This window comes from Polaromonas sp., assembly GCF_012927415.1.
Classification (GTDB): domain Bacteria; phylum Pseudomonadota; class Gammaproteobacteria; order Burkholderiales; family Burkholderiaceae_C; genus Polaromonas.
In genome coordinates this window covers 18,310-41,581 of sequence record NZ_JABBPF010000161.1, presented here as the reverse complement: position 1 = coordinate 41,581, position 23,272 = coordinate 18,310, and the positions used below count along the sequence as shown (strand labels likewise).

The following is a 23,272-nucleotide window of genomic DNA, read 5'->3' as shown; positions in this document are numbered from 1 at the left end:
AGTAGTGAATTATTTGGTAAAGAACCCGAATTTAGCGGAAAACTCGGCGGCCTTCGCTGGAACATCGCTGTATTGAGTTTGATTAGGGCGGTTTGCCCGAATTGCTGAAAAAAACCTGGATGGAGCGCTAGATGTCAGAAACCCCCCGCCTGCCTTTTCCTTACCGCACCGAGGCCACGGTGGTGGCAAGCCAGCTGCAGCGGCTGTCAGGGGCGCTTGACTGGGCTGCTGCGGCCCAGTCAGCCCAGCCCTGGGTGCAGGAGGTGCGCAAGAATCCGCCGCCTTTCTGGGCCATGGAGAGCCTGCTCCGGGAGTACCCGATTTCCAGCGCCGAAGGGCTGGCGCTGATGCGGCTGGCCGAAGCGCTGCTGCGCGTGCCCGACACCGAAACCGCGATTGCGCTGACCGCTGACCAGCTCGGCCGCGCTGACTTTGACAGCGCCAGCGATGGCGTGATGGTCCGGTTGTCGGCCTCGGCGATTGCCCTGTCCAAGAAGTTTCTGCCGGAGGATGGCCAGCCCGGCCTCATGAGCCGGCTGGGCGCTCGTTCGGTGGTGGCAGCCACGCTGCGCGCGGTGCAGCTGCTGGGCCGCCAGTTCGTGCTCGGCCAGACGATAGCCGAGGCCATGAAGGAAGCCGACGCTGCGCGCCGCAAAATCAGCAATTTGCGCTACAGCTACGACATGCTGGGCGAAGGCGCACGCACCGGGGCGGATGCGCAGCGGTATCTCGAAAACTACGTGAATGCTATTAAATCAATAGCTGTTGGTGCCGATACTCATTCGACATGCGAGCAAAATGACGGTATTTCTATCAAACTCAGCGCGCTCCATCCGCGCTATGAGGACGCGCAACACGCCCGCGTGATGGCCGAGCTGGTGCCGCGCGTCTGGGACCTGTGCGAGCTGGCCGCCCGCGCCAATATCAACCTGACGATTGACGCCGAGGAAGTGGATCGGCTGGAATTGTCGCTCGACGTATTTGAGGCGCTGGCCGCCCGGGTGGCGCAGCAGCAGCCGCAGTGGCAGGGGTTTGGCCTGGCGATGCAGGCCTATCAAAGCCGCTCGCTTGAGCTGATCGAACATGTCATCGGCATTGCCCGCAAACACCGGCTGCGCCTGATGTGCCGTCTGGTCAAGGGCGCGTACTGGGATTCGGAGATCAAACGCGCGCAGGAGCTGGGCCTGCCGCATTACCCGGTGTTCACGCACAAACACCACACCGACGTGTCTTATCTGGCGTGTGCCCAGGCCTTGCTGGCCGCGCCCGATGCAATCTATCCGCAGTTTGCCGGCCATAACGCCGCCACCATCGCCGCCATCCTGCAGATGGCTGCGAATGCGGCGGCGGGGGGCAGCGCAGTACGCGCAGCGACCAGCGTGGGGGTCACACCTCAGTTTGAGTTGCAAAAGCTGCACGGCATGGGCGACGGCATTTTTCGCGAGGTGCTGAAAAACCCGTTGATCAGCTGCCGCGTCTACGCGCCCGTCGGAGCGCACCGCGACCTGCTGGCCTACCTGGTGCGCCGTCTGCTGGAGAACGGCGCCAACTCCTCCTTTGTGCACCAGCTTGCCGACGAGTCCGTGGGCATGGATGAGTTGCTGACCTCGCCGCTACGGCTTGAGCCCGAGGCTTCCCTGCCGCTGCCGCCGGTGTTGTATGGCCCCGGACGCGCGAACAGCCTGGGGCTGGATCTGACGGTCCAGAGCATGCGCGCGCCACTACTGGCGGCACTCGACACCACCCAGCTGCCCGTTGTGCCAGAATTTGACGCCACATTGGCCGCAGGTCCAGTAAGTATCGGCATTAGTAGCTATCAAAAATGGAGCAAAGTGGAGGTTTCCGAGCGCGCCGCCATTCTGCGCCGCGCTGGCGATGCGCTGCAGCAGCAAATGCCGAGGTTCTGCGCGCTGCTGGTAAAGGAAGCCTTCAAAACCTGGGGCGATGCGGTATCCGAGGTGCGCGAGGCGGTGGACTTCCTGCGCTACTACGCCGATGAAGCCGAAAGAATCATGCAGCCAGTGGCGCTGCCGGGGCCGACCGGCGAAACCAACGAGTTGCGGCTGGTCGCTCGCGGCGTCTGGGTCTGCATCAGCCCGTGGAATTTCCCGCTGGCGATTTTTACCGGCCAGGTCGCGGCTGCGCTGGCCACCGGCAATGCCGTGCTGGCCAAGCCCGCCGAACAGACGCCAGGCGTTGCCTGGGAAGCGGTGAAACTGTTGCACCAGGCCGGCGTTCCCGAAGGCGCTTTGCAGTTGCTGCACGGCCCTGGCGAAACGGTGGGCGCGGCGCTGGTAGCAAGTCCCGGCGTGGCGGGCGTCGTCTTCACCGGCTCGACCCAGGTCGCCAGGGTGATCAACCGGGCGCTGGCCGCCAAGGACGGTCCCATTACCCCGCTGATCGCCGAGACCGGCGGCATCAACGCGATGCTGGTCGACAGCACGGCGCTGCCCGAACAGGTCGTCGATGCAGTGGTGCAAAGCGCATTCCGCTCGGCCGGCCAGCGCTGTTCGGCGCTGCGTCTGCTTTGCGTGCATGAAGGTATTGCCGATGCCGTGATCGAAATGATCCAGGGCGCAGCGCAGGAACTGGTGGTCGGCAACCCGGCCGAGCTGGCGACCGATGTGGGGCCGGTGATTGACCGCGAGGCGTTTGACAACATCCAGCGCCATCTACAGCGCCTCAATTCAACATCAAAAGTGCTCCATGTCCAGGTGTTGCCGGCACAAGCAGCTATTGATTCAATAGCAAATACGATTTTCCCCGCCGCTTTTGAAGTAGCCCGCCTGGCCGACGTCAGCGACGAGATTTTCGGCCCCGTGCTGCAGATCGTGCGTTGGGGCAGCGGCGCGCTGAAAACGCCCGAAGCGGTGATTGAACAGATCAACGCCCTCGGTTACGGCCTCACTCTGGGCCTGCAGACCCGCATCGATTCGCGCGCCAGGGCGCTGGCCCGGGCGGCGCGCGTCGGCAACATCTATGTCAACCGCAACATGATTGGCGCCGTGGTGGGCGTGCAGCCTTTCGGCGGCGAAGGCCTGTCGGGCACCGGCCCGAAAGCCGGCGGGCCGCACTACCTGTACCGCTTCTGCAGCGAGCAGACGGTGACGGTGAACACCACGGCGGCGGGCGGCAATGTGGCGTTGCTGGCGGGCGCCTAGGCTGCCGGGTCGGCCGGCCGGCAGGCTTGAGTCAGCAGGTAACGCTCCAGCTGTTCGAGCGGCAGGGGCCTGGAGAACAGGTAGCCCTGAAAATACTCACAGCCCTGCTCCAGCAGAAAGTCGCGCTGCGCCTGCGTTTCCACACCTTCGGCCACCACCTGCAGGCTCAGGCTCTGGGCCAGCGTGATGATGGCGCGCGAAATGGCGGCGTCATTCGGGTCGGTCAACAGGTCGGCGACAAAAATTTTGTCGATCTTGAGCTGGTCCAGCGGCAGGCGCTTGAGCGCTGACAGCGATGAGTAGCCCACGCCAAAGTCATCGAGCGACAGCGTGACGCCCAGCGCCTTGAGCGTGCCCATCTTGGCGATGGTGATTTCCATGTGGTCGGCCAGCAGGCTCTCGGTGAGTTCAAGCTTCAGGCGGTGAGCCCGTATGCCGGTGCGCTGTATCGTCGCGATCACCGTGTCGACGAAATCCGGGTGCCGGAACTGGCGCACGCTGACGTTCACCGCGATGCTCAGGCCCACCGTCTCCGGCCGCATTGCCCAGGCCGCGAGCTGCTGGCACGCGGTCTCCAGTGCCCACTGGCCCAGGGGCAGGATCAGGCCGGTATCCTCCGCCGTCGGGATGAAGTCCGCCGGCTCGACCAGGCCCCTTTCGGGGTGCTGCCAGCGCAGCAGGGCCTCGACGCCGGTGACGCAACCATGGCGATCCACCTGGGGCTGGTAGTACACGACAAACTGGTTCTCCCGCAGGCCGACGCGCAAGTCGGAACTGACGGCGGCCTTGGCGCTGACCGTGGCTTGCAGGTTGGGGTCGAAAAAGCAGACGGTATTGCGACCCAGGGTCTTGGCCTGGTACATCGCCAGGTCGGCCTGCTTGAGCAATTCGCTCACACGGTCGTGCTGGCCGGTGAGCGACGTCACGCCCAGGCTGGCCGACGCGTAGTGCCGGTGGCCGTCCAGATTGAAAGGTTCGCGCAGGCAGTTCAATACCTTTTCGGCCACGATCCTGGCCCGCGACGTGGCGGCTTCCGGGTCATCGGCCAGGTTCTCCAGCATGATGACGAACTCGTCACCGCCCAGGCGTGCCACGGTGTCGGTTTTGCGCACGCAGTCAAGTAGCCGCGTCGCGACTTTCTGAAGCAGCAGGTCGCCCTTGTGGTGGCCCAGGGTATCGTTGAGGACCTTGAAGTTGTCCACGTCAATGAACATCAGCGCGCCCTGGCGCTTCGTCTGGGTATTCTGGGCCAGCACGCGCTGCAGCCGGTCCATCAGCAGTTGCCGGTTGGGCAGCTGGGTCAGCGGATCGTAAAAGGCCAGGTGATGAATCTCGGCCTCTGCGGCCTTGCGCTGGGTGATGTCACGACCCACGGCCACCCAGTGCGTCAGCTGACCCGCCGGCGCGAGCACCGAGACAATCTCCAGCTCCACCCAGAACCAGCTGCCACTTTTCGTGTAGATTTTCAGCTCGCTGCGGCCATGCCTGTTTTCTTGAAGTGCCCCCTTGCCGCGGAGTAATTGGCCCAGCTGGGGATCGGGCCCAAGCAGCATGCCCGGCGTTTGCCCGAGCACGTCGTCGCGGTTGTAGCCGGTATGCCGCACGAATGCATCGTTGACGAACACGACGCGCGGCTCGGGGTGGCGGGAAGGTAAAGCCTCGGCGATAAGTACGATGTCGTTAAGCCGCGAAATGCTGGTTTCCAGCAGCATCAGCTGTTCCTGCGATTTGCGCCGGTCGGTCACATCGCGGAAGTACACCGCCAGGCCTTCGGTAAAAGGGTAGGCACGCACTTCCAGCCATTTGCCCAGGGCGGGATAGAAGTCGTCGAATTCCACGCGGCGATTGGTGGCGAGCGACTTTTCGAGCTGCTGCTCCAGGCGCTGTCCGACGGCGCCGCCAAATTCATGCCAAGCTTGCTTGCCCAGCAGATCGCCGGTCGTGCGCTGCAGCAACCGTTCGCTTTCCCGGTTGAGGTAGGTGAAGCAGCACGCGTGATCGAGCGTCACGAAGGCTTCCGTGATGCTCGCCAGCGTGGTGGTCAGGCGCATCGCCAGACGAAGGGTTTCGCGCTGGGCCTGCTTGCGCGCAGAGATATCCTTCAGGACCCCCTGCAGGCGGACGATCTGGCCCTTGTCATCGTGTTCGGCTTCGCCCACGGTCCGCACCCACCTGCTGCCCTGGGCCGCCGCCACGATCTGCATCTCCTCGTCGAACGGGCTGCCGTCCCGCCCGCATTTGCGAAACAGTGCCTCAATGTTTTCGCGCCACTCCGGCGTGTAACGGGCCACCATCTCGCTGAACGTGAGGGACTGGCCCGGCGCCACGCCAAGAATTGCCGCGCATTCGCGCGAGTGCGCCAGCCGGTCGCCCGGCAGCTCGATGGTCCAGCTGCCGATGTGGGCGGTGCGCTCGGCCATGTCCAGCAGCTTGCGGCTCGTTCGCGGTGCCATGTCTGCTGGCACGTCAAAGGCGGGCGAGGTAACCGGCCCGACCGCCAACACAGCGACAGCGACGGGTGGGAGGGGTACGAAAGGTAAGGACTTCACTGGGGGGGGCTGCGGCAGGTGCTCAGGCTTTTCCGGATTGACCCAAGGCAGTTTTCTTGGCCGTCGCCGGCTCGGGCGCCGACGCAAACGCAACCGCCGATTGCCCGGCGATCAATGCCTGTGCAATGCGCTGGCAGGCCAGCCCGTCGCCGTAGGGGTTATGGGCAAAGGCCATGGCTTGATAGGCCCGTTCGTCGGTGAGCAGGGTGCTGGCGTGGCTGGCGATTTTTTTCGCATCGGTGCCGACCAGTCTGACGGTACCGGCTGCAACCGCTTCGGGGCGCTCGGTGGTGTCCCGCATCACCAGAACAGGTTTTCCCATGGAGGGCGCTTCTTCCTGAACGCCACCGGAATCGGTCAGAATCAGGGTGCTTTTGTCCATCAGGTACACAAACGGCAGGTAGTCCAGCGGCGCTATCAGGTGGACGTTTTCAATACCGCCCAGCAAGCGCTTCACCGGCTCCTGAACCTGGGGGTTGAGGTGCACCGGGTAGACCACCTGAACGTCGGCGTGGTTTTTGGCGATGTGGGCCAGGGCCTGGCAAATGCGCTCGAAGCCGTCGCCAAAATTTTCGCGGCGATGGCCGGTCACCAGAACCAGCCGCTTTGCGGGGTCAAGAAAGCCGAAATCCTGATCAAGCTGTTGCCGCAGTGGGGCGCCGTTGACGATTTTTTCGCGCACCTGCAACAGCGCATCGATCACGGTGTTGCCAGTGACATGGATCGAGCCGTCGGCGACCCCTTCAGCCAACAGGTTGCCGCGCGAGGTTTCGGTGGGGGCAAAGTGCCATTGCGCCAGCACGCTGGTGAGTTTGCGGTTGGCTTCCTCGGGCCAGGGGGCGTAAAGGTTGCCGGTGCGCAGGCCTGCTTCAACATGGCCGACCGGAATGCGTTGGTAAAACGCGGCCAATGACGCCGCAAAGGTGGTGGAAGTGTCGCCATGCACCAGCACGGCGTCGGGGCGCCATTGGGTCAACACGGATTGCAGCCCCGACAGGACCCCGGTGGTGATGTCTGAAAGGTCCTGTCCGGGCTTCATCAGGTTCAGGTCAAAGTCGGGCTGGATATCGAAAAGATGAAGCACCTGGTCCAGCATTTGCCGGTGCTGGGCGGTCACGCATACCTTGACCTCAAACGCGGCATTTGCCTGCAGCGTCTTGACCAGGGGCGCCATCTTGATGGCTTCGGGACGAGTGCCGAAAACAAGAAGAACTTTTTGGGTCATCGAGACGTCCCTGCATCAAGTTTGTAATCGCAACGGGCAGAAATAAAACCCTTGATCCAGTAACAGAATCGCGGTTTTGTTTGCCGAGTCTACATGGCTGATGGCGCAAATGCTTGAGGCAAATTGCACCGACCTGTTGCCAACGGTTGAAAGCCACGATGTTGAGCCGCATGCCGTACGACGCTAGTGCAACAAATGTGACGTGATGTGTTGCTTTGCTCACTTTTTTGACGCGAATTTTGCCGGTGGAGCCCGGATTATTTTGTTTGCCGCCAGAGTGAAAGACCTCATTTTTTCGCCCCGGTAGCTAGGTATTTCGGAAAATTTTCTGTCCGGTATTTCCGGTTGTATCGGGCATGTGACGTTTTTCAAATTACCGTTTACAGTAAATTTATATATCCGGAAAACAGCGACAAACTTTCGGGGAAAACCATCATGAATGCACTCGATGAACTCAAGCATTGCCCGGACGTTGCCACCCTCAAGCCGGCCCTGCATCGGCTGTGCGAAAGGTTCGGGCGAGTGGCCCGGCTTGACGTGCTCACCGCCATCCATGAGGGCATGAAGCAGGCGATCTGCTTTTTGCGACTGGAGTCGCCCGAGAAGGAGCAGTCCCTCATGAAAACGCTGGGGGTGGGCCGATTCGGCGGCGAAATCGTATTTGTGGTCGATCTCAACGTTCCCCTGGAAAGCGAGGACGCCGGTCCATCCTCCCAATGGGCCGAACTGCAGGATTTTGACTTGCCGACGACGGATTGCCAGCCGTCTGACGCTGTTGGTCCGCAATGTATCCAGCTTGCCAGGGCGAGCGTGTCGAGGCAACCGGATTGCAATTGATTCTTTGGGTTGGTTGGTATTGGTGCAAGTCCCGAGTTTTCATTTATAGGAGCCATCATGTTTAACACCGCAAGAAGTATCCGCTCGAGCTTTTTTCGCTGGTTTTATGGTTTGTTTCTGATCTCGCTCATGGGCGTATCCCATGCGCAGAGCTTGTCCAAAATGGCACTGCTACTGCCCGATGGGCTGGCGATCACGGATGTCCAGGTGACCGCCTGGACCGATGCGGCTCAGGAGCAGGGCTATCAATTGAGCATTTTGCGCAATGCGGACTTCCTCTTGGCCGGGGCCGGCATACGCACGCAATACAGCGGCATCATCGTGCCTGACCAGATGCAGGTCTCCATGAGCGACGCGATGGTCAGCACGATACAAAACTACGTGATGCAGGGCGGCAACATCATGCTGGTGTATGACGCGGGCGCGCTCACGGACACGGGGTTTTATGCCATTCCCAAGTCGCGCTTCAGCACTATGGTCGGTGTGGACTATGTGCTTTACGACTCCCTGCGTGATCGAACGATAGGTTTGGGCCCGGTTATCGGCGGCGTGTCGCTTATGCGGGCGATCCTGGTGCCGCCCGGAAAATCCATGCCTTACACCGCCTTTGGAGCCCAAGTGGTAGCGGGTTATACGCCTTCAGGCATGGCAAGTGCCATACGCGTGGCCCAACCCGCCAAGGCTGCGTCGCCCAACAAGTCGACCGCCGAATTTCTGCCAGCCAGCCCTGCCGACCCGGGTGGCCTGAAAAACTATGACCACTCGCTTCACTTCAAGCTGCCGGCTAACTCACATGACACAAAATCCAGCCGCAGTCAGAAAAACCTCAAGCGCGAGGGCATGCATGTAAAACAACCCAACGTGATCGAGCGCGAGGAAGTGCCCAATGTGTCGCCTGGCATTCTGGATAATTCAAAGCGCGGGAACAATCGCGAGGATGGTGGCAAGCAAAGCGGGGTCCAACAGGGTGAGGTACAGGGCGTCTTGGTAAATTCAGGACGCGGGGACAATGCTGCCAGCATGTCAAGGCCCATCGTCTTTCGCAACACCGGGCTGAAAACCCTGACGGCACTGGCCCCGGCCCCGGCAGGTGATCCGGTGCACAGCATTTCTGGCTACTATTACGGTGCACTGACATACCCCAGCTTTGTGACGCAGGGCGTGGCTCAGGGCGCGGTGCTTTTCTCTTCACCCCAGCATGGTCTTGTGGCCAGCAGCCGTACCTTCGGCAGTGGCAATGTGCTGTTCGTGAACCTGCCGTTGACTTATCTCAAGCTGTCGGAAGACGCCATGCCACTGCACGGCTTTCTGCACCTGTTCGCACGCGGGCAACTCAAGCAGCCACGTCTGACCAACGTGCCAAACGGCACAGGCGGCCTGGTCTTCAACTGGCACCTCGATTCACTGGGAGCCCAGGATCCTATGCAGGTCCTCAAGGACATGGGCATATGGAACAACAAACCGTTTTCCATCGATATAACCGCGGGCCCCGACACCATCAACTTTGGCGATGGGCTGGGCTTTGATTTGCCGAACAACCCGGTAGCGCAACAGTTCCTCAGAGACTTTGATGCACAGGGACACTCCGTGGGCAGTCACGGCGGATGGATTCATGACTACTACGGCAACAACGCCAACGAAACCAACCAGGCCGAGTTCCAGAACTACCTGGTGCTCAACCGCAACGCTGTTCAAGCCGCCATCGGTCACCCTTCGAAGGGATACTCAGCCCCTCAAGGAAACAACCCGCTGTGGGCGCTCAACTGGCTTGAGCAAAACGGTATTAACTCGTATTACTCGCTCAGCCACACAGGGACGGCAGCCACGCGTACCTATCGGGCCGGCCAACGGATCAACCCTTCTCTGTGGGCGATCCCGCTGACGCCATTTGGCGTTGCCGCGACCTTTGAAGAATTTCAGGACCTTCAGTTTGCGCAGGCGGACGTCAGTCAGTGGTATTCAGACCTGATCGACTTTGCGGTAAAAAACGAAACCAATCGCATGATTTATGCGCACCCCCCGGGGGCGGCTGATTGGCCCGATGTGATCACTGGACTGATGACTTATGCCAGACAAAAACAAACGGCGGGTATGTTCAAGTGGTACACGATGCCCCAGTTGGCCACGTTCATGAACCAGCGAACCACCGTGACATGGAACAGCGCCCTGTCAACCACGGGAAGAATGCGCGTCACGGCCAGTCACCCCTTGAGCCTCAAGACCATGGCGTGGGCATATCCCAAAACACTGTATTCGCGGCCCGTCGTTGTTTCGGGAACCATGACCATCGTTGATCAGGGGAGCGATTGGCTGGTCCGCCCGACCGGCCAGAATGCCGCTTTCGAGGCAGCGCCTTTGTAGCCGCCTGGCTGCAAGTTCAGTGTGCTGCTCTAAACGTCAGCCCGCTAACGCATGACACGTGGCCAGCACGCAGAGGGTGCAGGCCGTGCTTTTGCCGGCGGGACTACAGGCTGGCGTATGGTTCGGGAGTTTGCCGATCGATGGGGCGAGGCCGACGCCGGCCCCACTTTCGCTGCATGGCAGGTTCGAACGGGAGTCAAACAGATGCGATATTTCCCTCTGGAATCCGGGCAAAAAAATTGCATCCTTCGCTTTTTGGCTTTGGGCCGGGTGCGAACAATGGGCGTCTTTCTTGCCAGCTGGCTGATTGGTTTGCTGCCGGCTCTCGCGCAGCCGCGGAATTCCGCTGTTCTGATGCCGTCATTCAAGGACTACCCGGTGGCGGCGGCGATGGCGTCGTTGCTGTTTTTGATCGTGGTGATCATGATGCTTTACGGCGTTCGGCACTTTTTGTTCACCATGAACCGCCTGGCCGGCGTGCAGCGTCACCCCTACATTGACATTGCGCTGGCGCGCTGGCCAATGATCACGGTGTTCATTGCGGCGCATAACGAAGAAAAAGTCATTGCCGGTTGTATCGAAGCGTTGCTCAATACCGATTACCCGGCCGAGCGGCTGAAGATCATTCCGGTCAACGATCGTTCCAAAGACGCGACCGGACAAATCATCGACGGCTATGTGGCCCGCTTTCCCACGCGTATTTCACCCTTTCACCGGGTATCCGGCAAAGCCGGCAAATCGGCCGCCCTGAAAGACGCACTCAGCTTTGCCCAGGGCGACATTGCCATTATTTTTGATGCCGACTACGTTCCCGGGCGAGGCCTGCTCAAGCAGCTGGTAGCGCCTTTTTTTGATCCCGAAGTGGGGGCTGTGATGGGCCGCGTGGTGCCCGTCAACAGCGGCGCCAACTTGCTCACCCGAATGCTGGACCTAGAGCGCTCGGCGGGCTACCAGGTCGATCAGCAAGCGCGCATGAACATGAATTTGCTGCCCCAGTACGGTGGCACCGTGGGCGGGGTACGCCTTTCTGCAGTCCAGGCCGTCGGAGGCTGGCACGACGACACGCTGGCTGAAGATACCGACATCACCTTTCGGCTCATGTTCAATGGCTGGAAAACCGTCTACACCAACCGCTCCGAGTGCTACGAAGAGGTACCCGAAGAATGGAGCGTCCGGATCAAGCAGGTGACGCGCTGGGCCAAGGGCCACAACCAGGTGACGGCGCGCTACTGGTGGCAGTTTGCGACCAGCTCCTACCTGACTCTCGGGCAGCGCATTGATGGCTTGCTGCTGCTGTTCGTCTTTTTCATTCCGGTCCTCATGCTCGTCGGCTGGTGCCTGGCCCTGGGCTTGTATTTCCTCAACGCCGGCTCGTTGCTGTCGAAACTCATTCCGATTTTCGCCCTGATGGTCTACGGCACGCTGGGCAACTTTGCGGCCTTCTTTGAAATCGTCATCGCGGTCCTGATCGACGGCAACCGCCGGCGTTTGAGATTGCTGCCCTTCAACATGCTGGGCTTTTTGGTCAGCCTGTTCGCGATTGCCGGCGCCGTCTGGAGCCTGATGCTTGACAGCCTTCTCAAGCGCGAGATGGTCTGGGATAAAACCATCCGCTACCGCAAGGAGGCATCCAAATGATGTCTGCAAACTACCTCACCTACGCCGCGTTTGCCCTGATTTGCCTGGTGCTGCTGACGCTGCCGTTTGTGCCGGCATACCGGGAGTGGCGCCATCCCAGCGATATTGCAGCGCTGCCCATTTCACCCAATTACAGCAGCGACATCGATCACTTTGCCTGGCGCCTGAAGGCGGACGCCACGGCAAAGCTCGGGGTAGGGATGCCGACCGGCTACGAAGACTTCGATTTTGTGAGCCATCCCGTTGAAAGCATGGACTGGAGCAGGGCGGCCAAACGGCTGATTTCCCCAGACAGCATTGACACCAGCGTGGCGATCCGCAACTCCCGGCCGATCTACGTTGAGGGCGACATCCGAGCGGGCGCCGGGTCTGCCTTCTCGGCGCTTTACGCAACCGGCAACGTCGAGCTTGGCGCGCGCAGCGAGATCAACGACTGGGCCCATGCCGACGGCATATTGCGCCTGGGGCCAAACAGCATTGCCCTTCGGCGGATTTCGGCCGGCACGGCCATCGAACTGGGCAACGAAGCCTGGTTTGAGCGCCTGCAGGCGCCGACCCTGCGCTTTGGTTCACGCAAAAGCCGCGTGTTGCCGCCCGCCCAAGCCGATCAAACCCCAGCCAGCTATGCCGACTTGCCCGGTGCCATCCAGCAAACACCGTCGCTTTTTTTGGTGCGCGGCGACTGCGCGCTGCCTGCCGCAAAGATTTACCGTGGCTCCCTGATCGTGACCGGCTTTCTGACCATCGACTCGGCAACCACGGTGATCGGCGACATCAAGGCGCGCAAAGGTGCGAGCATTGGCCGCAACGCCTGGGTGCAAGGCGCAGTCACCTGCGAAAAGCGTGTCTATGTGTTTCAGGATGCACGGGTGGCGGGACCGTTGATTTCGGAGAGCGATATTTTGATAGGCGCCAGCGCCGTGATAGGCCTGCCCGACGCCCAAACGACGGTCAGCGCCCTTAACATCATTGTCGAAGACGGCGTAACCATACACGGCGCCATCTGGGCGCACGAGATCGGCATGGTCAAGCCGGTATGAAGATTGGACGTTTCCTTTCAGCCGGCGCCCTGGCGCTGTCGGTTCATGCGGTCTGCGCAAGCGCGGCGCCCGCGCTCGAACTCGACGGTTACATGGACGAGGGCGGTGCCATCACGGTCTTGCATGGCGGTGACTCGGCCGATCCGTACTTCGCCCTGCAGGCGCTGCTGCTGGCGCACGAGAATGGTCTGGATATTTTTGCTCCTGCGCAAAGGTTCGCCGACTGGCTGGCTCCCAATCAAAAGCCCGATGGTACGTTTGACCGGTTTTGCCGCAGTGCCGAAAAAAAGTGGCGGCCATGTAAAACCGCCGACGCCGATGACTCCTTGCTGGCCATGTGGATAAAACTGCTGGAAACCATGCCGGCCAGGCTGAACAAAAATCCCGTCTGGATGAAGAGCTACCAAATCAGCAAAACATCGCTCGAACATTTGTTTCAGCCTTCGCGCGGCATCTATGTGGTTTCTCCCGTGGTCCTGCACGGATTGTTCATGGACAACCTGGAGGTTTGGTCACTCAAAGCCCATTTGAAGCAGCCCAAACAGCTGGGCGAAGCCAACCAGCTGGCGCGGGCCATTCATGACACGTTCTGGGACCCGGTCAACAAGCGCTTTTTGGTCTCGACCCAGCTTGAGCAGCGCGCGCAAAGCCCGGCCTTTTACCCCGACCATGTTGCGCAAATATTCCCCTTGCTGGTGGACTTTACTTTACTGCCCCTGGAGCCAAAAACTTATTACCGCAACTGGATGACTGCGCATCGTGCAGAGTGGCTCGTTCAAGGCAAAGCGGACTACCCGTGGGGCCTGCTTGCCGTGCTTGCGCTGCGCCAAAATGACAAGGCCAGCGCTGCTTGCTGGCTGCGCGAATCGGTGCCGCTGCGCCACTCCTCGCGCTGGGCGATCACGGACGAGACGTCCTACCAGATACTGCTCAGCAGGGGCCTGTCGCCAGCCGCCAAAGACGCCAACTGCAAATGATCGGGGGTACAGGTTGCCGCCATAATCTGGTCGCGATCTGCCTTAGCTGAAAATTTTAACAATGGAGTTTCATGTTGAAAAATATGCCTCTTGCTCTGCTGGCCCTCATGATCAGCGCATGGTCCGCGCAAGCCCAGCCGGTAGCCCAATCCGATGTCCAACCGCAGGAGATCAACACTCCGGCAACCCTGGTGCCGGTGGCCGATGAAGGAAAGCGCAGCCTTGAACTTACCGCGGGAGGCCAGAGCCTCAGCGCGGGCTTTGGCGACTGGCGAGAGCTGACGTTGCGCGGCAGCTACGGGTTGCCCCGGCATCTTCTTCAGGGCGAGGTGTCTTTGAACCGAAGGTTTGACAAAAATGGCGCTTTTGTCGGTTTGAGCGATACCTACACCTTCAACGAAGACTGGTTTGGATGGGCCGGACTCGGGGTGGGTGACGGTGCCTTCTACCTGCCGCGTTATCGCATTGACATGGCACTCTATCGTAAGTTTCTACCCAATCGAAATTTTGTGGCTTCAGTCGGCCTGGGCTATTACAACGCGCCTGATGGCCATACCGACAAGAGCGTGTCATTGGGCGGGGCTTATTACTTCGAGGCGCCCTGGATTGTGGAGGGCGGCGTGCGCCTGAACAGCAGCAATCCGGGTTCCGTTCAGACCCAGCAGCAATTCGTCGCGGTCACCTACGGCCGCGACAAGCAGGACTTGGTGAGCGCGCGTTACGGTTGGGGTGGCGAAGGCTATCTTGCCATTGCCGCCAACACGCAACTCGTGAACTTCAACAGCCGGGAGGCCAGTGTCGTCTGGCGGCATTGGCTGAACCCGCATACCGGCCTGCTGGTCAGTGCCAACCGCTACACCAACCCGCTGTATCGCCGGAGCGGCTTGAATGTCGGCGTCTTTCACGATTTCTGACTGGATTGCCCACCATGAACTCAACTGCAAACTCCGCGTCTGAGCAAGCCCGCGAGCACGATCGCGTTTTTCATGCGGCCTTTTCCGCCGCCAAGGACGCCCGCGGTCGTCTCGTCAAGATACGCCCACATCGCGCCATCACGCCGCTGAAGGTGACGCCCTCCCTATTGGCGCAAGCCGTCATCCTGCCGCTGATGCTTTGCGGTTTGTTGTTCTGGGCCAAGCCGCAGCTATTCGACTTCTGGCGCAGCTGCATTCTTTTCTGGTCCAGCGGCCTGGATTTGCCGATCGGCCTTTCGCGCCGGCTTAACGACTCGGGGCAACACGCCCTGAATCTGTCCAAGGCGTCAGACGGCGCGCCATTGCCCGACACGATCGCCCTGACGATCACCACGCTGCTGACGCTGATTGCGTTTGCTTTTTCGGCGCGCATGAATAATGCCCGGTTGCCACTTAAATATCCGCTACGTATTGTCTGCGTGGTGCAATTCGTCGCGCTGCTATATTTTTGGTTGTCGCCTTCGACCTTTCCCTACAGCATTGCACGCCATAGCGAAGAACTCATGACCATGGGGTATGTCGGCATGCTGGCAATGCCCGTTATGCTGGCGGTGGGTTATTACATACTGAACCAAAGCGTGGTGATGAAGCTCTTCAATACGGCCTTAATTTTGCTGTTCTTCGTGATCCTGATCCCCCACCAGGTGTTGGCGCACGCCTTCATCATGCAGCACCTTTCGGTGCTTTTCATGCCTGTTCTGTATATCTGTTTCGGTGCTGTCTTTGATGCCCTGATTTTCGTTGCGCTGTATTCATGGGTTGTCAGCAACGCGCCGGCCGAAGCGACGATCTGACGCGCGATGACGGGGCGCGACGGACTTTGCCGTGTGAGTACGGTAGTCCTGCCGCTATCTCCGGTTAGCGGGCCGGGGCGACTTTTCAGCTGCCCTTGCCGCGGCTGATTGCCGCCGATACATCCACAGGCGTTTCGGCATATCGTTTGAACTCCATGGTGTAGGTTGCGCGGCCCTGGGTCAGTGAACGCAGCGTGGTCGAGTAGCCAAACATTTCTGCCAGCGGCACCTCGGCGCGCACCAGCTTGCCGCCGCCGCCGGCGATTTCTTCCATGCCCTGCACCATGCCACGGCGTGAGGCGAGGTCGCCCATCACATGACCCGTGAAATCCTCCGGTGTCTCCACCTCGACTGCCATCAGAGGCTCCAGCAGCACCGGGCTGGCGCGCCGCATGCCTTCCTTGAAAGCGAGTGCACCAGCCATCCGGAAGGCGTTTTCATTGGAATCGACGTCGTGGTAGGAGCCGAACACCAGCGTGGCCTTGATGTCGACGACCGGATAGCCCGCCAGCACGCCGGCCTTGAGCGTGTCCTGAATGCCCTTGTTGACGGCCGGAATGTATTCCCGTGGAATCACGCCGCCCTTGATCGCGTCGACGAACTCATAGCCCTTGCCGGACGCCTGAGGCTCCAGGGTGAGCACGGCGTGGCCGTATTGGCCGCGCCCGCCCGACTGCTTGATGAACTTGCCTTCGACGTCCTTGACCGCCTGCCTGATGGTTTCCCGGTAGGCGACCTGTGGCTTGCCGACGTTGGCCTGCACACCGAACTCACGCTTCATGCGGTCCACCAGGATTTCGAGGTGCAGTTCGCCCATGCCCGAGATGATGGTCTGGCCCGACTCCTCGTCGGTGTGCACGCGAAATGAAGGGTCTTCCTGTGCCAGGCGATTCAGTGCGATGCCCATCTTTTCCTGGTCGGCCTGGGTTTTGGGTTCGACCGCCTGCGAAATTACCGGCTCGGGGAACACCATCTTTTCAAGGATGATGATTTTTTCGGCGTCGCAAAGCGTGTCGCCGGTGGTCACGTCCTTCAGTCCTACCGCCGCCGCGATGTCACCGGCACGCACCTCCTTGATCTCGTTGCGCACGTTGGCATGCATCTGCAGCAGGCGGCCCAGTCGCTCGCGCTTGCCTTTGACCGGGTTGTAAACCGTGTCGCCAGTCCTGACGACGCCCGAATAAACGCGAAAAAAGACCAGCTGCCCGACATACGGGTCGGTCATTATCTTGAAGGCCAGCGCCGAGAACGGTTCATCGTCGCTCGGGTGACGCTCGGCATCGCTGTCGTCCTCCGTATGGCCCAGGATCGCCGGCACGTCCATCGGTGAAGGCAGGTAGTCGATTACCGCGTCGAGCATGGCCTGCACCCCCTTGTTCTTGAAGGCGCTGCCGCACAGCATGGGCACGATTTCGCTGGCGACGGTGCGCTGGCGCAGGCCCTGCCTGATTTCGTCTTCGCTAAGCAGCTCGCCCGCAAGGTACTTGCCCAGGAGCTCGTCGTTGGCTTCGGCCGCCGCTTCGACCATTTTGGCGCGCCACTCTTGGGCCATTCCCAGCAGGTTCGCGGGAATCTCGCCATAGTCGAAATGCAGGCCTTGGCTAGTGTCGTCCCAGATGATGGCTTTCATCTTCACGAGGTCGACAACACCCTGGAAATGGTCTTCGCTGCCGACTGGAATCTGCACCGGTACGGCCACGCCCTTGAGGCGCTCGCCAATCTGCCGTTGCACGCGGAAGAAGTCAGCGCCGATACGGTCCATCTTGTTGACGAAGGCGATACGCGGCACCTTGTATTTGTTGGCTTGGCGCCAGACGGTTTCGGACTGCGGCTGCACCCCGCCAACTGCGTCGTAGACCATCACCGCGCCATCGAGCACGCGCATCGAGCGCTCGACCTCAATGGTGAAGTCCACATGGCCCGGCGTGTCGATGATGTTGATGCGGTGCTCGGGGTAATTGCCGGCCATGCCTTTCCAGAACGCCGTGGTCGCCGCTGAAGTGATGGTGATGCCGCGCTCCTGCTCCTGCGCCATCCAGTCCATGGTCGCCGTGCCTTCATGGACTTCGCCCAGTTTGTAGTTCACCCCGGTGTAGAACAGAATGCGCTCGGTCGTCGTGGTTTTACCAGCGTCGATGTGGGCGCTGATGCCGATGTTGCGATAGCGCTCAATGGGTGTGCGGCGTAGCATGGCGATCTCCTTCAAGACAGAACCTTAAGTTTGCGCCAAAGAGCCGAATCTTGTTGTGCGGGTTTTCCGCTTCTGCGTGCAAGCCAGACTGCTCGAATTCGTGAAGCGCGCCGCAACGCGACATCTGGCGCGCAGCGCCTGTCGCCTGCTTGACGGTCTGTGTCCAGCGGGTGGCTGCAAAATCGGTTGATGACAACACTGTTTTCCCCGCTTCAGGCCCAGATTGTGCAATGGCAGGTCCAGCCGGGTGACATCGTGGCGGCCGGTGATGTGCTGGTCATTCTGGAGGCCATGAAGATGGAGCACGAGCTTCGAGCGCCCACCGGGTGCGTGATCGGCGAACTGTTTTTTGCCGCGGGCCAAGTCGTGGCCGAAGGTGCTGTATTGGCCGCATTGACAGAATGCACACTGGCTGAAAAAATTATGTCGCGGCAGCCGGCCATGACGCCGGCCAGCACCAGGGCCGCAGCGGCTGAATCGCCTGAGGCCGTCGCGCTGCGCGCCCGGCCCGATTTGAGGCGGGTGCTTGACCGCCAAGCCAGCACGCTGGATGCCAACCGGACCGATGCCGTCTCCAGACGGCATGCGCTGGGCCTGCGCACCGCACGCGCCAACATTGCGGACTTGTGCGACGATGATTCCTTCATGGAGTACGGCGCGCTCGCGGTGGCCGCGCAGCGCAGCCGCCGCAGCGAACAGGACCTCATTCGCAACACCCCCGCAGACGGCATGGTGACAGGAATTGGCAGCGTCAACAGCCTGCTGTTCGGCGCCGAAGCCAGCCGCGTGGTGGTGATGGCCTACGACGCTACGGTGCTGGCGGGTACTCAGGGCCTGCGCAACCACCAGAAAACCGACCGCATGCTCGGCATCGCCCTGCAAAACCGGTTGCCGGTCGTGCTGTTTGCCGAGGGCGGCGGCGGCCGGCCCGGCGATACCGACATGCCCATCGTGGCAGGCCTGCATGTCAGCACCTTTGCCGGCTATGCGCGTCTTTCGGGGCAGGTGCCGGTGGTGGGTGTGGTGGCGGGGCGTTGTTTTGCCGGCAACGCAGCGCTGCTTGGCTGCAGCGACGTCATCATCGCCACCCGGGGATGCAATATCGGGATGGGCGGCCCGGCAATGGTGGAAGGCGGCGGGTTGGGTATTTTCAGCCCGGAGCAGATTGGCCCGGCCACGGTGCAACATGGCAACGGCGTCATTGACGTGCTGGTGGATGACGAAGCGCTGGCGGTCGCGGCGGCGCGCCACTACCTTTCCTTTTTCCAGGGCCGCATAAAGGACTGGCTATCACCTGACGCCATGCCGCTGCGCGAGCTGGTCCCCCAAAACCGGCTGCGCGTATATGACACCCTGGCTGTGCTGGAGGGCGTAGCGGACCAGGGCAGCATGCTCGCATTGCGCACGGGTTTCGGACAAGGAATCCACACCGCGCTGGCGCGGATTGAGGGGCGCGCGGTGGGTCTGCTGGCCAATAACCCTTCGCAGCTGGGCGGTGCCATTGATGCCGATGCTGCTGACAAGGCTGCGCGCTTCATGCAGTTGTGCAATGCGCATGGGCTGCCGCTTGTCAGCTTTGTCGATACGCCCGGCTTTATGGTGGGCCCGGGCGCCGAAGAAAAGGCGCAAGTCAGGCATGCGAGCCGCATGTTTGTTGCGGCTGCTGCCTTGCGCGTGCCATTTTTCAGTGTGGTGCTGCGCAAGGGTTATGGGCTGGGTGCGATGGCCATGACTGCGGGCAGCTTTCATTCGCCCCAATTCACGGTGGCGTGGCCGACCGGCGAATTCGGCGCCATGGGGCTGGAGGGCGCCGTCAGGCTGGGCTATCGCAAGGAACTTGAAGCCCTGCCAGACGGCCCTGCCCGGGAAGCGCTTTATCAGCAACTGCTGGCGAAACAATACGACAGCGGCAGCGCCATCAATGTGGCGACAACGCTGGAGATTGACGCCGTGATTGATCCGGCGCAAACGCGAACCTGGATTGCCAGGGGCTTGCAGACTGCAAAGCCGCCTGCAAGCGCTGCGTTTCCCCAGTCCCGCTTCATAGACAGCTGGTAAGAAATAAGGTGTGAAGCAAGTCGGCTGTCGCGACGGTTGGCGAGTGTATTTTTTCTCTGGATGGTGAACGCCAGCACGACATTCCAAATGTAAAAAATTAATTTTGTTACTTCTCTTGCATAACGGTAAATATTTCAAGGTGTTGCGGACGTACCATGCTTTCTTTTTAAGGAAGTCACATGGCAACACCGTTTTTTGGCAAGCGAGACAATGAGACACCAACCGGCGTGCGCCCTGGTGCAGCAAGCGGCTACGGGAGCTCCAATTCATCCAGCACCCTGCAGTCTGCTTTCCAATCAGCAAGCCAACCCAACACGACCAAGCCTGTGAGCGACGCACCAGCCCCAGCGGTCGCCAAAGAAGGCGGCAGCAAGCTGACGGTTGGCCCAAATATCAAACTCAAGGGCGTTGAAATCACCGACTGCGACACACTCGTCGTCGAAGGCCTGGTTGAAGCCACCATGGACTCGCGTGTCATTCAGATTGCCGAGCAGGGCGCTTTCAAGGGTTCGGCCGAAATTGATGTGGCCGAAATCCGTGGCGAATTCAGCGGCAACCTGACCGTGCGCGACAGGCTGATGATTTATTCGACCGGCAAGGTCACCGGCGTCATTCGCTACGGCAAACTTGTCGTTGAGGAAGGTGGCCAGCTTTCGGGAGAAATTTTGTTCGGCGCACAAGGCAGCGCCAAACCGGCCGCATCGGCCAAGCAAGGGTTGCAGGCAGTTTAATAAAACGAGCATCCTGGCCGCAGCAGCGCGGCTGGACGGTCGTGCTGATTGCGGCCGGTTTACAAGAGCTCGAAAGCCAGCGGAATCAACAGCGACGACAGCACCACTTGCAGGCCCAGCGCGAGCCCGGCATAAGCGCCGGCGTCGGCATTGACCTGCATGGAACGGGCAGCGCCCAGGCCGTGCGCCGCGGTGCCCAGCGCGAAACCCCTCGCTGCCCAGCCCTGAGCGTCTGTTGGGATGCGCATGGCAGCAAAAAGGTATTTGGCGCTGAGCGCACCCACCAGTCCGGTAATCACCGCAAACACGGCTGCCAGTGCCGGAATGCCGCCGATCTGCTCGGCAATTCCCATCGCCACCGGCGCGGTGACTGATTTGGGCACCAGTGAGCGAAGCACCTCTTGAGGAAGGCTCAAGGCCGTCCCGAGCAGAAAGGCCGAACCTGCTGCAGCACTGCCACCGGCGAGCGCTGCAAGCAGCAAGCGGCCCCAGCGCCGGCGCAGTTCTGCGCGTCGCAGCCACAGTGGCCAGGCCAGGGCGACCACGGCCGGGCCCAGCAGGAAGTGAATGAATTGCGCACCGGCGAAGTAGCTTGGATAGGACACACCGCTTGCCAGCAGGGCACAGGCCAAAACGACCACAGACCAGAGGACTGGATTGGCCAAGGGTGCTTGACCCGCCCGAAGATAAATCGCGTGCGCAAGCACGTACACCACCAGGGTGGCGGTCAGGCCGAACAGCGGCGTTGCTGAGAGATAGACCCACAACTGGACAAAATCAGCCATGCGGATCGTCCTTTTCCGAAGATGCGGAAGCTGCGCCGCTGCGGTCGCGCAACAGGTGAAGGCTCAGCGCAGTGACGCTCAAACCGGCCAGGGTGGACAGCAGCAGCACGGCCAGCATGCGAAGGCCATACTGGTTTAGCAGCGCAAGATGCGTCATCACCCCTACGCCAACCGGCACGAAGAGTAACGAAAGGTGAGAGAGCAGAAAGTCGGCGCAGCCTGAAACGGACTCGCGCACCGCGGGCAAGCGCAGTGCTGGTAATAGCAAGATCATACCGATGACCGGGCCCGGGAGCGGCAAAGCCAACCCACGCGCCAGCAACTCACCAATTGATTGAAAGACCAGCAGCCAGGCCATTCCACGCAAGCCGTTCATTGCTGGCTGCCAGCCCGGCTGGCCGATGGTTGGGAAATGGTGCCCATGGCTGCTTCGAGCGCTAGAAGCGGGGCAATTCAGGGTGCGCGATTTTCCCGCCACGCACCAGCATTTTTCCGTATTCGGCGCACCGGTTCAGCGTGGGAATCACCTTGCCCGGGTTGAGCAGGCTGCGGGCGTCAAACGCGCGCTTCACGCCAAACATCTGCTCGTTTTCTTCGGCAGAAAACTGCACGCACATCGAGTTGAGCTTTTCCACTCCCACACCGTGTTCGCCCGTCACCGTGCCGCCCATGGCGACACTGGTTTCCAGAATTTCGGCGCCAAACAGCTCGCAGCGGTGCAGCTGGTCGGCATCATTTGCATCAAACATGATCAGCGGGTGCAGGTTGCCGTCGCCCGCATGAAACACATTGGCGCAGCGCAGGCCGTACTTAATTTCCATCCCGGCAATCGCCAACAGAATGTCGGCCAAGCGCTTGCGTGGAATGGTCGAGTCCATGCACATGTAATCCGGGCTGATGCGGCCGGAGGCCGGAAAAGCGTTTTTCCGGCCACTCCAGAAGCGCAGCCGCTCGGCTTCGTTCTGGCTGACCGCGATGGCCGTGGCCCCGTAGAGCTGTAGCACCGCGCTCATGCGGCCGATTTCCTCCTCCACCTCCTCGATCGTGCCATCGCTTTCGCAAAGAAGAATTGCCGCCGCGCTGAGGTCATAACCGGCATGCACAAAATCTTCCACGGCGGCGGTCATCGGCTTGTCCATCATCTCGAGCCCGGCCGGAATGATACCCGCCGCAATTACCGCCGCCACCGCGTCGCCGGCCTTGCGCAAATCGTCAAAGCTGGCCATGATGCAGCGCGCCAGTTGCGGCTTGGGAATCAGCCTGACGGTGACTTCGGTGGTGACGGCCAGCATGCCTTCGCTGCCGATGATGACGGCGAGCAGGTCGTAGCCAGCGGTATCCAGCGCATCGCTGCCAAACTCGACTTCGTCACCCTCGATGGTGAAGCCCTTGACCTTGAGCACGTTGTGGACCGTGAGACCGTATTTCAGGCAATGCACACCGCCCGAGTTTTCGGCCACGTTGCCGCCTATGGTGCAGGCAATCTGGCTCGACGGGTCTGGCGCGTAATACAGGCCATGCGGCGCAGCAGCTTCTGAAATCGCCAGGTTGCGCACGCCGCCCTGCACGACTGCGGTCCGGCTGGCCGGGTCCAGCTTCAAAATCCGGTTGAACTTGGCCAACGACAGTGTCACACCCAGCTTGTGCGGCAGGGCGCCGCCGCTCAGGCCGGTACCCGCGCCGCGCGCCACCACCGGCACCGCCAGCGCATGGCAGGTCTTGAGCACCGCCTGCACCTCGGCATAAGTCTCGGGCAGCGCCACGACCAGCGGCCGCTCGCGATAGGCCGTCAGTCCGTCGCACTCATAAGGCGTGGTGTCCTCGCTGTTCCAGAGCAGCGCGTGGCCGGGCAGCACGGCCTGCAGGGCGCGCACGACTTGCGCCTGGCGCGCCGATCGTTCAGTTTGGAAAAGCTGTTGCAGCGAAGCGGGTGCGTTCATGTCGTTTTCCG

Annotated in this window: 16 protein-coding genes; 10 read left to right on the top strand and 6 right to left on the bottom strand. The window is 61.0% G+C overall.

Translation table 11 applies throughout. The features are described 5' to 3' along the window. The first annotated feature begins 131 nt into the window (after positions 1 to 131). Positions 132 to 3,161: an L-glutamate gamma-semialdehyde dehydrogenase gene (locus tag HHJ19_RS13590; protein WP_296908268.1), complete on the top strand. Its 3,030-nt coding sequence runs from the start codon at positions 132 to 134 to the stop codon at positions 3,159 to 3,161. Here HHJ19_RS13590 and HHJ19_RS13585 read toward each other — a convergent pair. Together HHJ19_RS13585 and wecB are read right to left on the bottom strand one after the other, a co-directional pair. Then, positions 3,158 to 5,614, bottom strand: a complete 2,457-nt coding sequence (locus tag HHJ19_RS13585; RefSeq protein ID WP_296908266.1) for an EAL domain-containing protein — start codon at positions 5,612 to 5,614, stop codon at positions 3,158 to 3,160. The two genes, HHJ19_RS13590 and HHJ19_RS13585, sit on opposite strands and share 4 nt — an antisense overlap. 118 nt (positions 5,615 to 5,732) lie before the next feature. Continuing rightward, positions 5,733 to 6,935: a non-hydrolyzing UDP-N-acetylglucosamine 2-epimerase gene (gene wecB, locus HHJ19_RS13580; RefSeq protein ID WP_296908264.1), complete on the bottom strand. Its 1,203-nt coding sequence runs from the start codon at positions 6,933 to 6,935 to the stop codon at positions 5,733 to 5,735. A 435-nt stretch (positions 6,936 to 7,370) separates the two neighbouring features. Between wecB and HHJ19_RS13575 the strand changes: the two genes are divergently transcribed. The 7 genes from HHJ19_RS13575 (at position 7,371) to HHJ19_RS13545 (ending at position 15,556) form a co-directional block, all read left to right on the top strand. Continuing rightward, entirely contained in the window at positions 7,371 to 7,772 is a 402-nt protein-coding gene (locus HHJ19_RS13575) for an RNA-binding protein (RefSeq protein ID WP_296908262.1), read from the top strand. Between the two features lie 57 nt (positions 7,773 to 7,829). Continuing rightward, the gene (locus HHJ19_RS13570) at positions 7,830 to 10,133 is read left to right on the top strand and encodes a hypothetical protein (RefSeq protein WP_296908260.1); all 2,304 of its coding nucleotides are present in this window, start codon (positions 7,830 to 7,832) and stop codon (positions 10,131 to 10,133) included. A gap of 354 nt (positions 10,134 to 10,487) precedes the next feature. Further along, the gene (locus HHJ19_RS13565) at positions 10,488 to 11,771 is read left to right on the top strand and encodes a glycosyltransferase (RefSeq protein ID WP_296908259.1); all 1,284 of its coding nucleotides are present in this window, start codon (positions 10,488 to 10,490) and stop codon (positions 11,769 to 11,771) included. Next, positions 11,768 to 12,811 (top strand): polymer-forming cytoskeletal protein, encoded by a 1,044-nt coding sequence (locus HHJ19_RS13560; protein WP_296908257.1) that lies wholly within the window; start codon positions 11,768 to 11,770, stop codon positions 12,809 to 12,811. Before HHJ19_RS13565 ends, HHJ19_RS13560 begins: the two co-directional genes overlap by 4 nt. Next, a complete protein-coding gene (locus tag HHJ19_RS13555; RefSeq protein WP_296908255.1) occupies positions 12,808 to 13,788 on the top strand; it encodes a hypothetical protein in 981 nt (326 codons plus the stop codon). Before HHJ19_RS13560 ends, HHJ19_RS13555 begins: the two co-directional genes overlap by 4 nt. 71 nt (positions 13,789 to 13,859) lie before the next feature. Next, a complete protein-coding gene (locus HHJ19_RS13550; RefSeq protein WP_296908253.1) occupies positions 13,860 to 14,702 on the top strand; it encodes a YaiO family outer membrane beta-barrel protein in 843 nt (280 codons plus the stop codon). A 14-nt stretch (positions 14,703 to 14,716) separates the two neighbouring features. Next, positions 14,717 to 15,556: a hypothetical protein gene (locus HHJ19_RS13545; protein ID WP_296908252.1), complete on the top strand. Its 840-nt coding sequence runs from the start codon at positions 14,717 to 14,719 to the stop codon at positions 15,554 to 15,556. Between the two features lie 85 nt (positions 15,557 to 15,641). Here the strand turns inward: HHJ19_RS13545 and fusA are convergent, their stop codons facing one another. Beyond that, a complete protein-coding gene (fusA, locus tag HHJ19_RS13540) occupies positions 15,642 to 17,747 on the bottom strand; it encodes an elongation factor G (RefSeq protein ID WP_296908251.1) in 2,106 nt (701 codons plus the stop codon). 198 nt (positions 17,748 to 17,945) lie between these two features. Here fusA and HHJ19_RS13535 point away from each other — a divergent pair, with 198 nt between their 5' ends. Together HHJ19_RS13535 and HHJ19_RS13530 are read left to right on the top strand one after the other, a co-directional pair. After that, a complete protein-coding gene (locus tag HHJ19_RS13535) occupies positions 17,946 to 19,805 on the top strand; it encodes a carboxyl transferase domain-containing protein (RefSeq protein ID WP_366929410.1) in 1,860 nt (619 codons plus the stop codon). Between the two features lie 179 nt (positions 19,806 to 19,984). After that, the gene (locus HHJ19_RS13530; protein ID WP_296908248.1) at positions 19,985 to 20,536 is read left to right on the top strand and encodes a polymer-forming cytoskeletal protein; all 552 of its coding nucleotides are present in this window, start codon (positions 19,985 to 19,987) and stop codon (positions 20,534 to 20,536) included. Between the two features lie 59 nt (positions 20,537 to 20,595). Here the strand turns inward: HHJ19_RS13530 and HHJ19_RS13525 are convergent, their stop codons facing one another. The 3 genes from HHJ19_RS13525 to HHJ19_RS13515 all read right to left on the bottom strand — a co-directional run bounded on the left by HHJ19_RS13525 (position 20,596) and on the right by HHJ19_RS13515 (position 23,261). Then, a complete protein-coding gene (locus HHJ19_RS13525; RefSeq protein WP_296908246.1) occupies positions 20,596 to 21,321 on the bottom strand; it encodes an LrgB family protein in 726 nt (241 codons plus the stop codon). After that, positions 21,314 to 21,697, bottom strand: coding sequence for a CidA/LrgA family protein (locus HHJ19_RS13520; RefSeq protein WP_296908244.1), 384 nt, complete (start codon positions 21,695 to 21,697; stop codon positions 21,314 to 21,316). The genes HHJ19_RS13525 and HHJ19_RS13520 overlap by 8 nt, the downstream gene beginning before the upstream one ends. Before the next feature lie 61 nt (positions 21,698 to 21,758). Next, positions 21,759 to 23,261 (bottom strand): FAD-linked oxidase C-terminal domain-containing protein, encoded by a 1,503-nt coding sequence (locus HHJ19_RS13515; protein ID WP_296908242.1) that lies wholly within the window; start codon positions 23,259 to 23,261, stop codon positions 21,759 to 21,761. Between the last annotated feature and the right edge of the window lie 11 nt (positions 23,262 to 23,272).

What these genes read in the sequence shown, in the direction of transcription:
- HHJ19_RS13590 (WP_296908268.1), top strand. Translation starts at nt 132, where the DNA reads ATGTCAGAAACCCCCCGCCTGCCTTTTCCTTACCGCACCGAGGCCACG.
- HHJ19_RS13585 (WP_296908266.1), bottom strand. Translation starts at nt 5,614, where the DNA reads ATGGCACCGCGAACGAGCCGCAAGCTGCTGGACATGGCCGAGCGCACC.
- wecB (WP_296908264.1), bottom strand. Translation starts at nt 6,935, where the DNA reads ATGACCCAAAAAGTTCTTCTTGTTTTCGGCACTCGTCCCGAAGCCATC.
- HHJ19_RS13575 (WP_296908262.1), top strand. Translation starts at nt 7,371, where the DNA reads ATGAATGCACTCGATGAACTCAAGCATTGCCCGGACGTTGCCACCCTC.
- HHJ19_RS13570 (WP_296908260.1), top strand. Translation starts at nt 7,830, where the DNA reads ATGTTTAACACCGCAAGAAGTATCCGCTCGAGCTTTTTTCGCTGGTTT.
- HHJ19_RS13565 (WP_296908259.1), top strand. Translation starts at nt 10,488, where the DNA reads ATGCCGTCATTCAAGGACTACCCGGTGGCGGCGGCGATGGCGTCGTTG.
- HHJ19_RS13560 (WP_296908257.1), top strand. Translation starts at nt 11,768, where the DNA reads ATGATGTCTGCAAACTACCTCACCTACGCCGCGTTTGCCCTGATTTGC.
- HHJ19_RS13555 (WP_296908255.1), top strand. Translation starts at nt 12,808, where the DNA reads ATGAAGATTGGACGTTTCCTTTCAGCCGGCGCCCTGGCGCTGTCGGTT.
- HHJ19_RS13550 (WP_296908253.1), top strand. Translation starts at nt 13,860, where the DNA reads ATGTTGAAAAATATGCCTCTTGCTCTGCTGGCCCTCATGATCAGCGCA.
- HHJ19_RS13545 (WP_296908252.1), top strand. Translation starts at nt 14,717, where the DNA reads ATGAACTCAACTGCAAACTCCGCGTCTGAGCAAGCCCGCGAGCACGAT.
- fusA (WP_296908251.1), bottom strand. Translation starts at nt 17,747, where the DNA reads ATGCTACGCCGCACACCCATTGAGCGCTATCGCAACATCGGCATCAGC.
- HHJ19_RS13530 (WP_296908248.1), top strand. Translation starts at nt 19,985, where the DNA reads ATGGCAACACCGTTTTTTGGCAAGCGAGACAATGAGACACCAACCGGC.
- HHJ19_RS13525 (WP_296908246.1), bottom strand. Translation starts at nt 21,321, where the DNA reads ATGGCTGATTTTGTCCAGTTGTGGGTCTATCTCTCAGCAACGCCGCTG.
- HHJ19_RS13520 (WP_296908244.1), bottom strand. Translation starts at nt 21,697, where the DNA reads ATGAACGGCTTGCGTGGAATGGCCTGGCTGCTGGTCTTTCAATCAATT.
- HHJ19_RS13515 (WP_296908242.1), bottom strand. Translation starts at nt 23,261, where the DNA reads ATGAACGCACCCGCTTCGCTGCAACAGCTTTTCCAAACTGAACGATCG.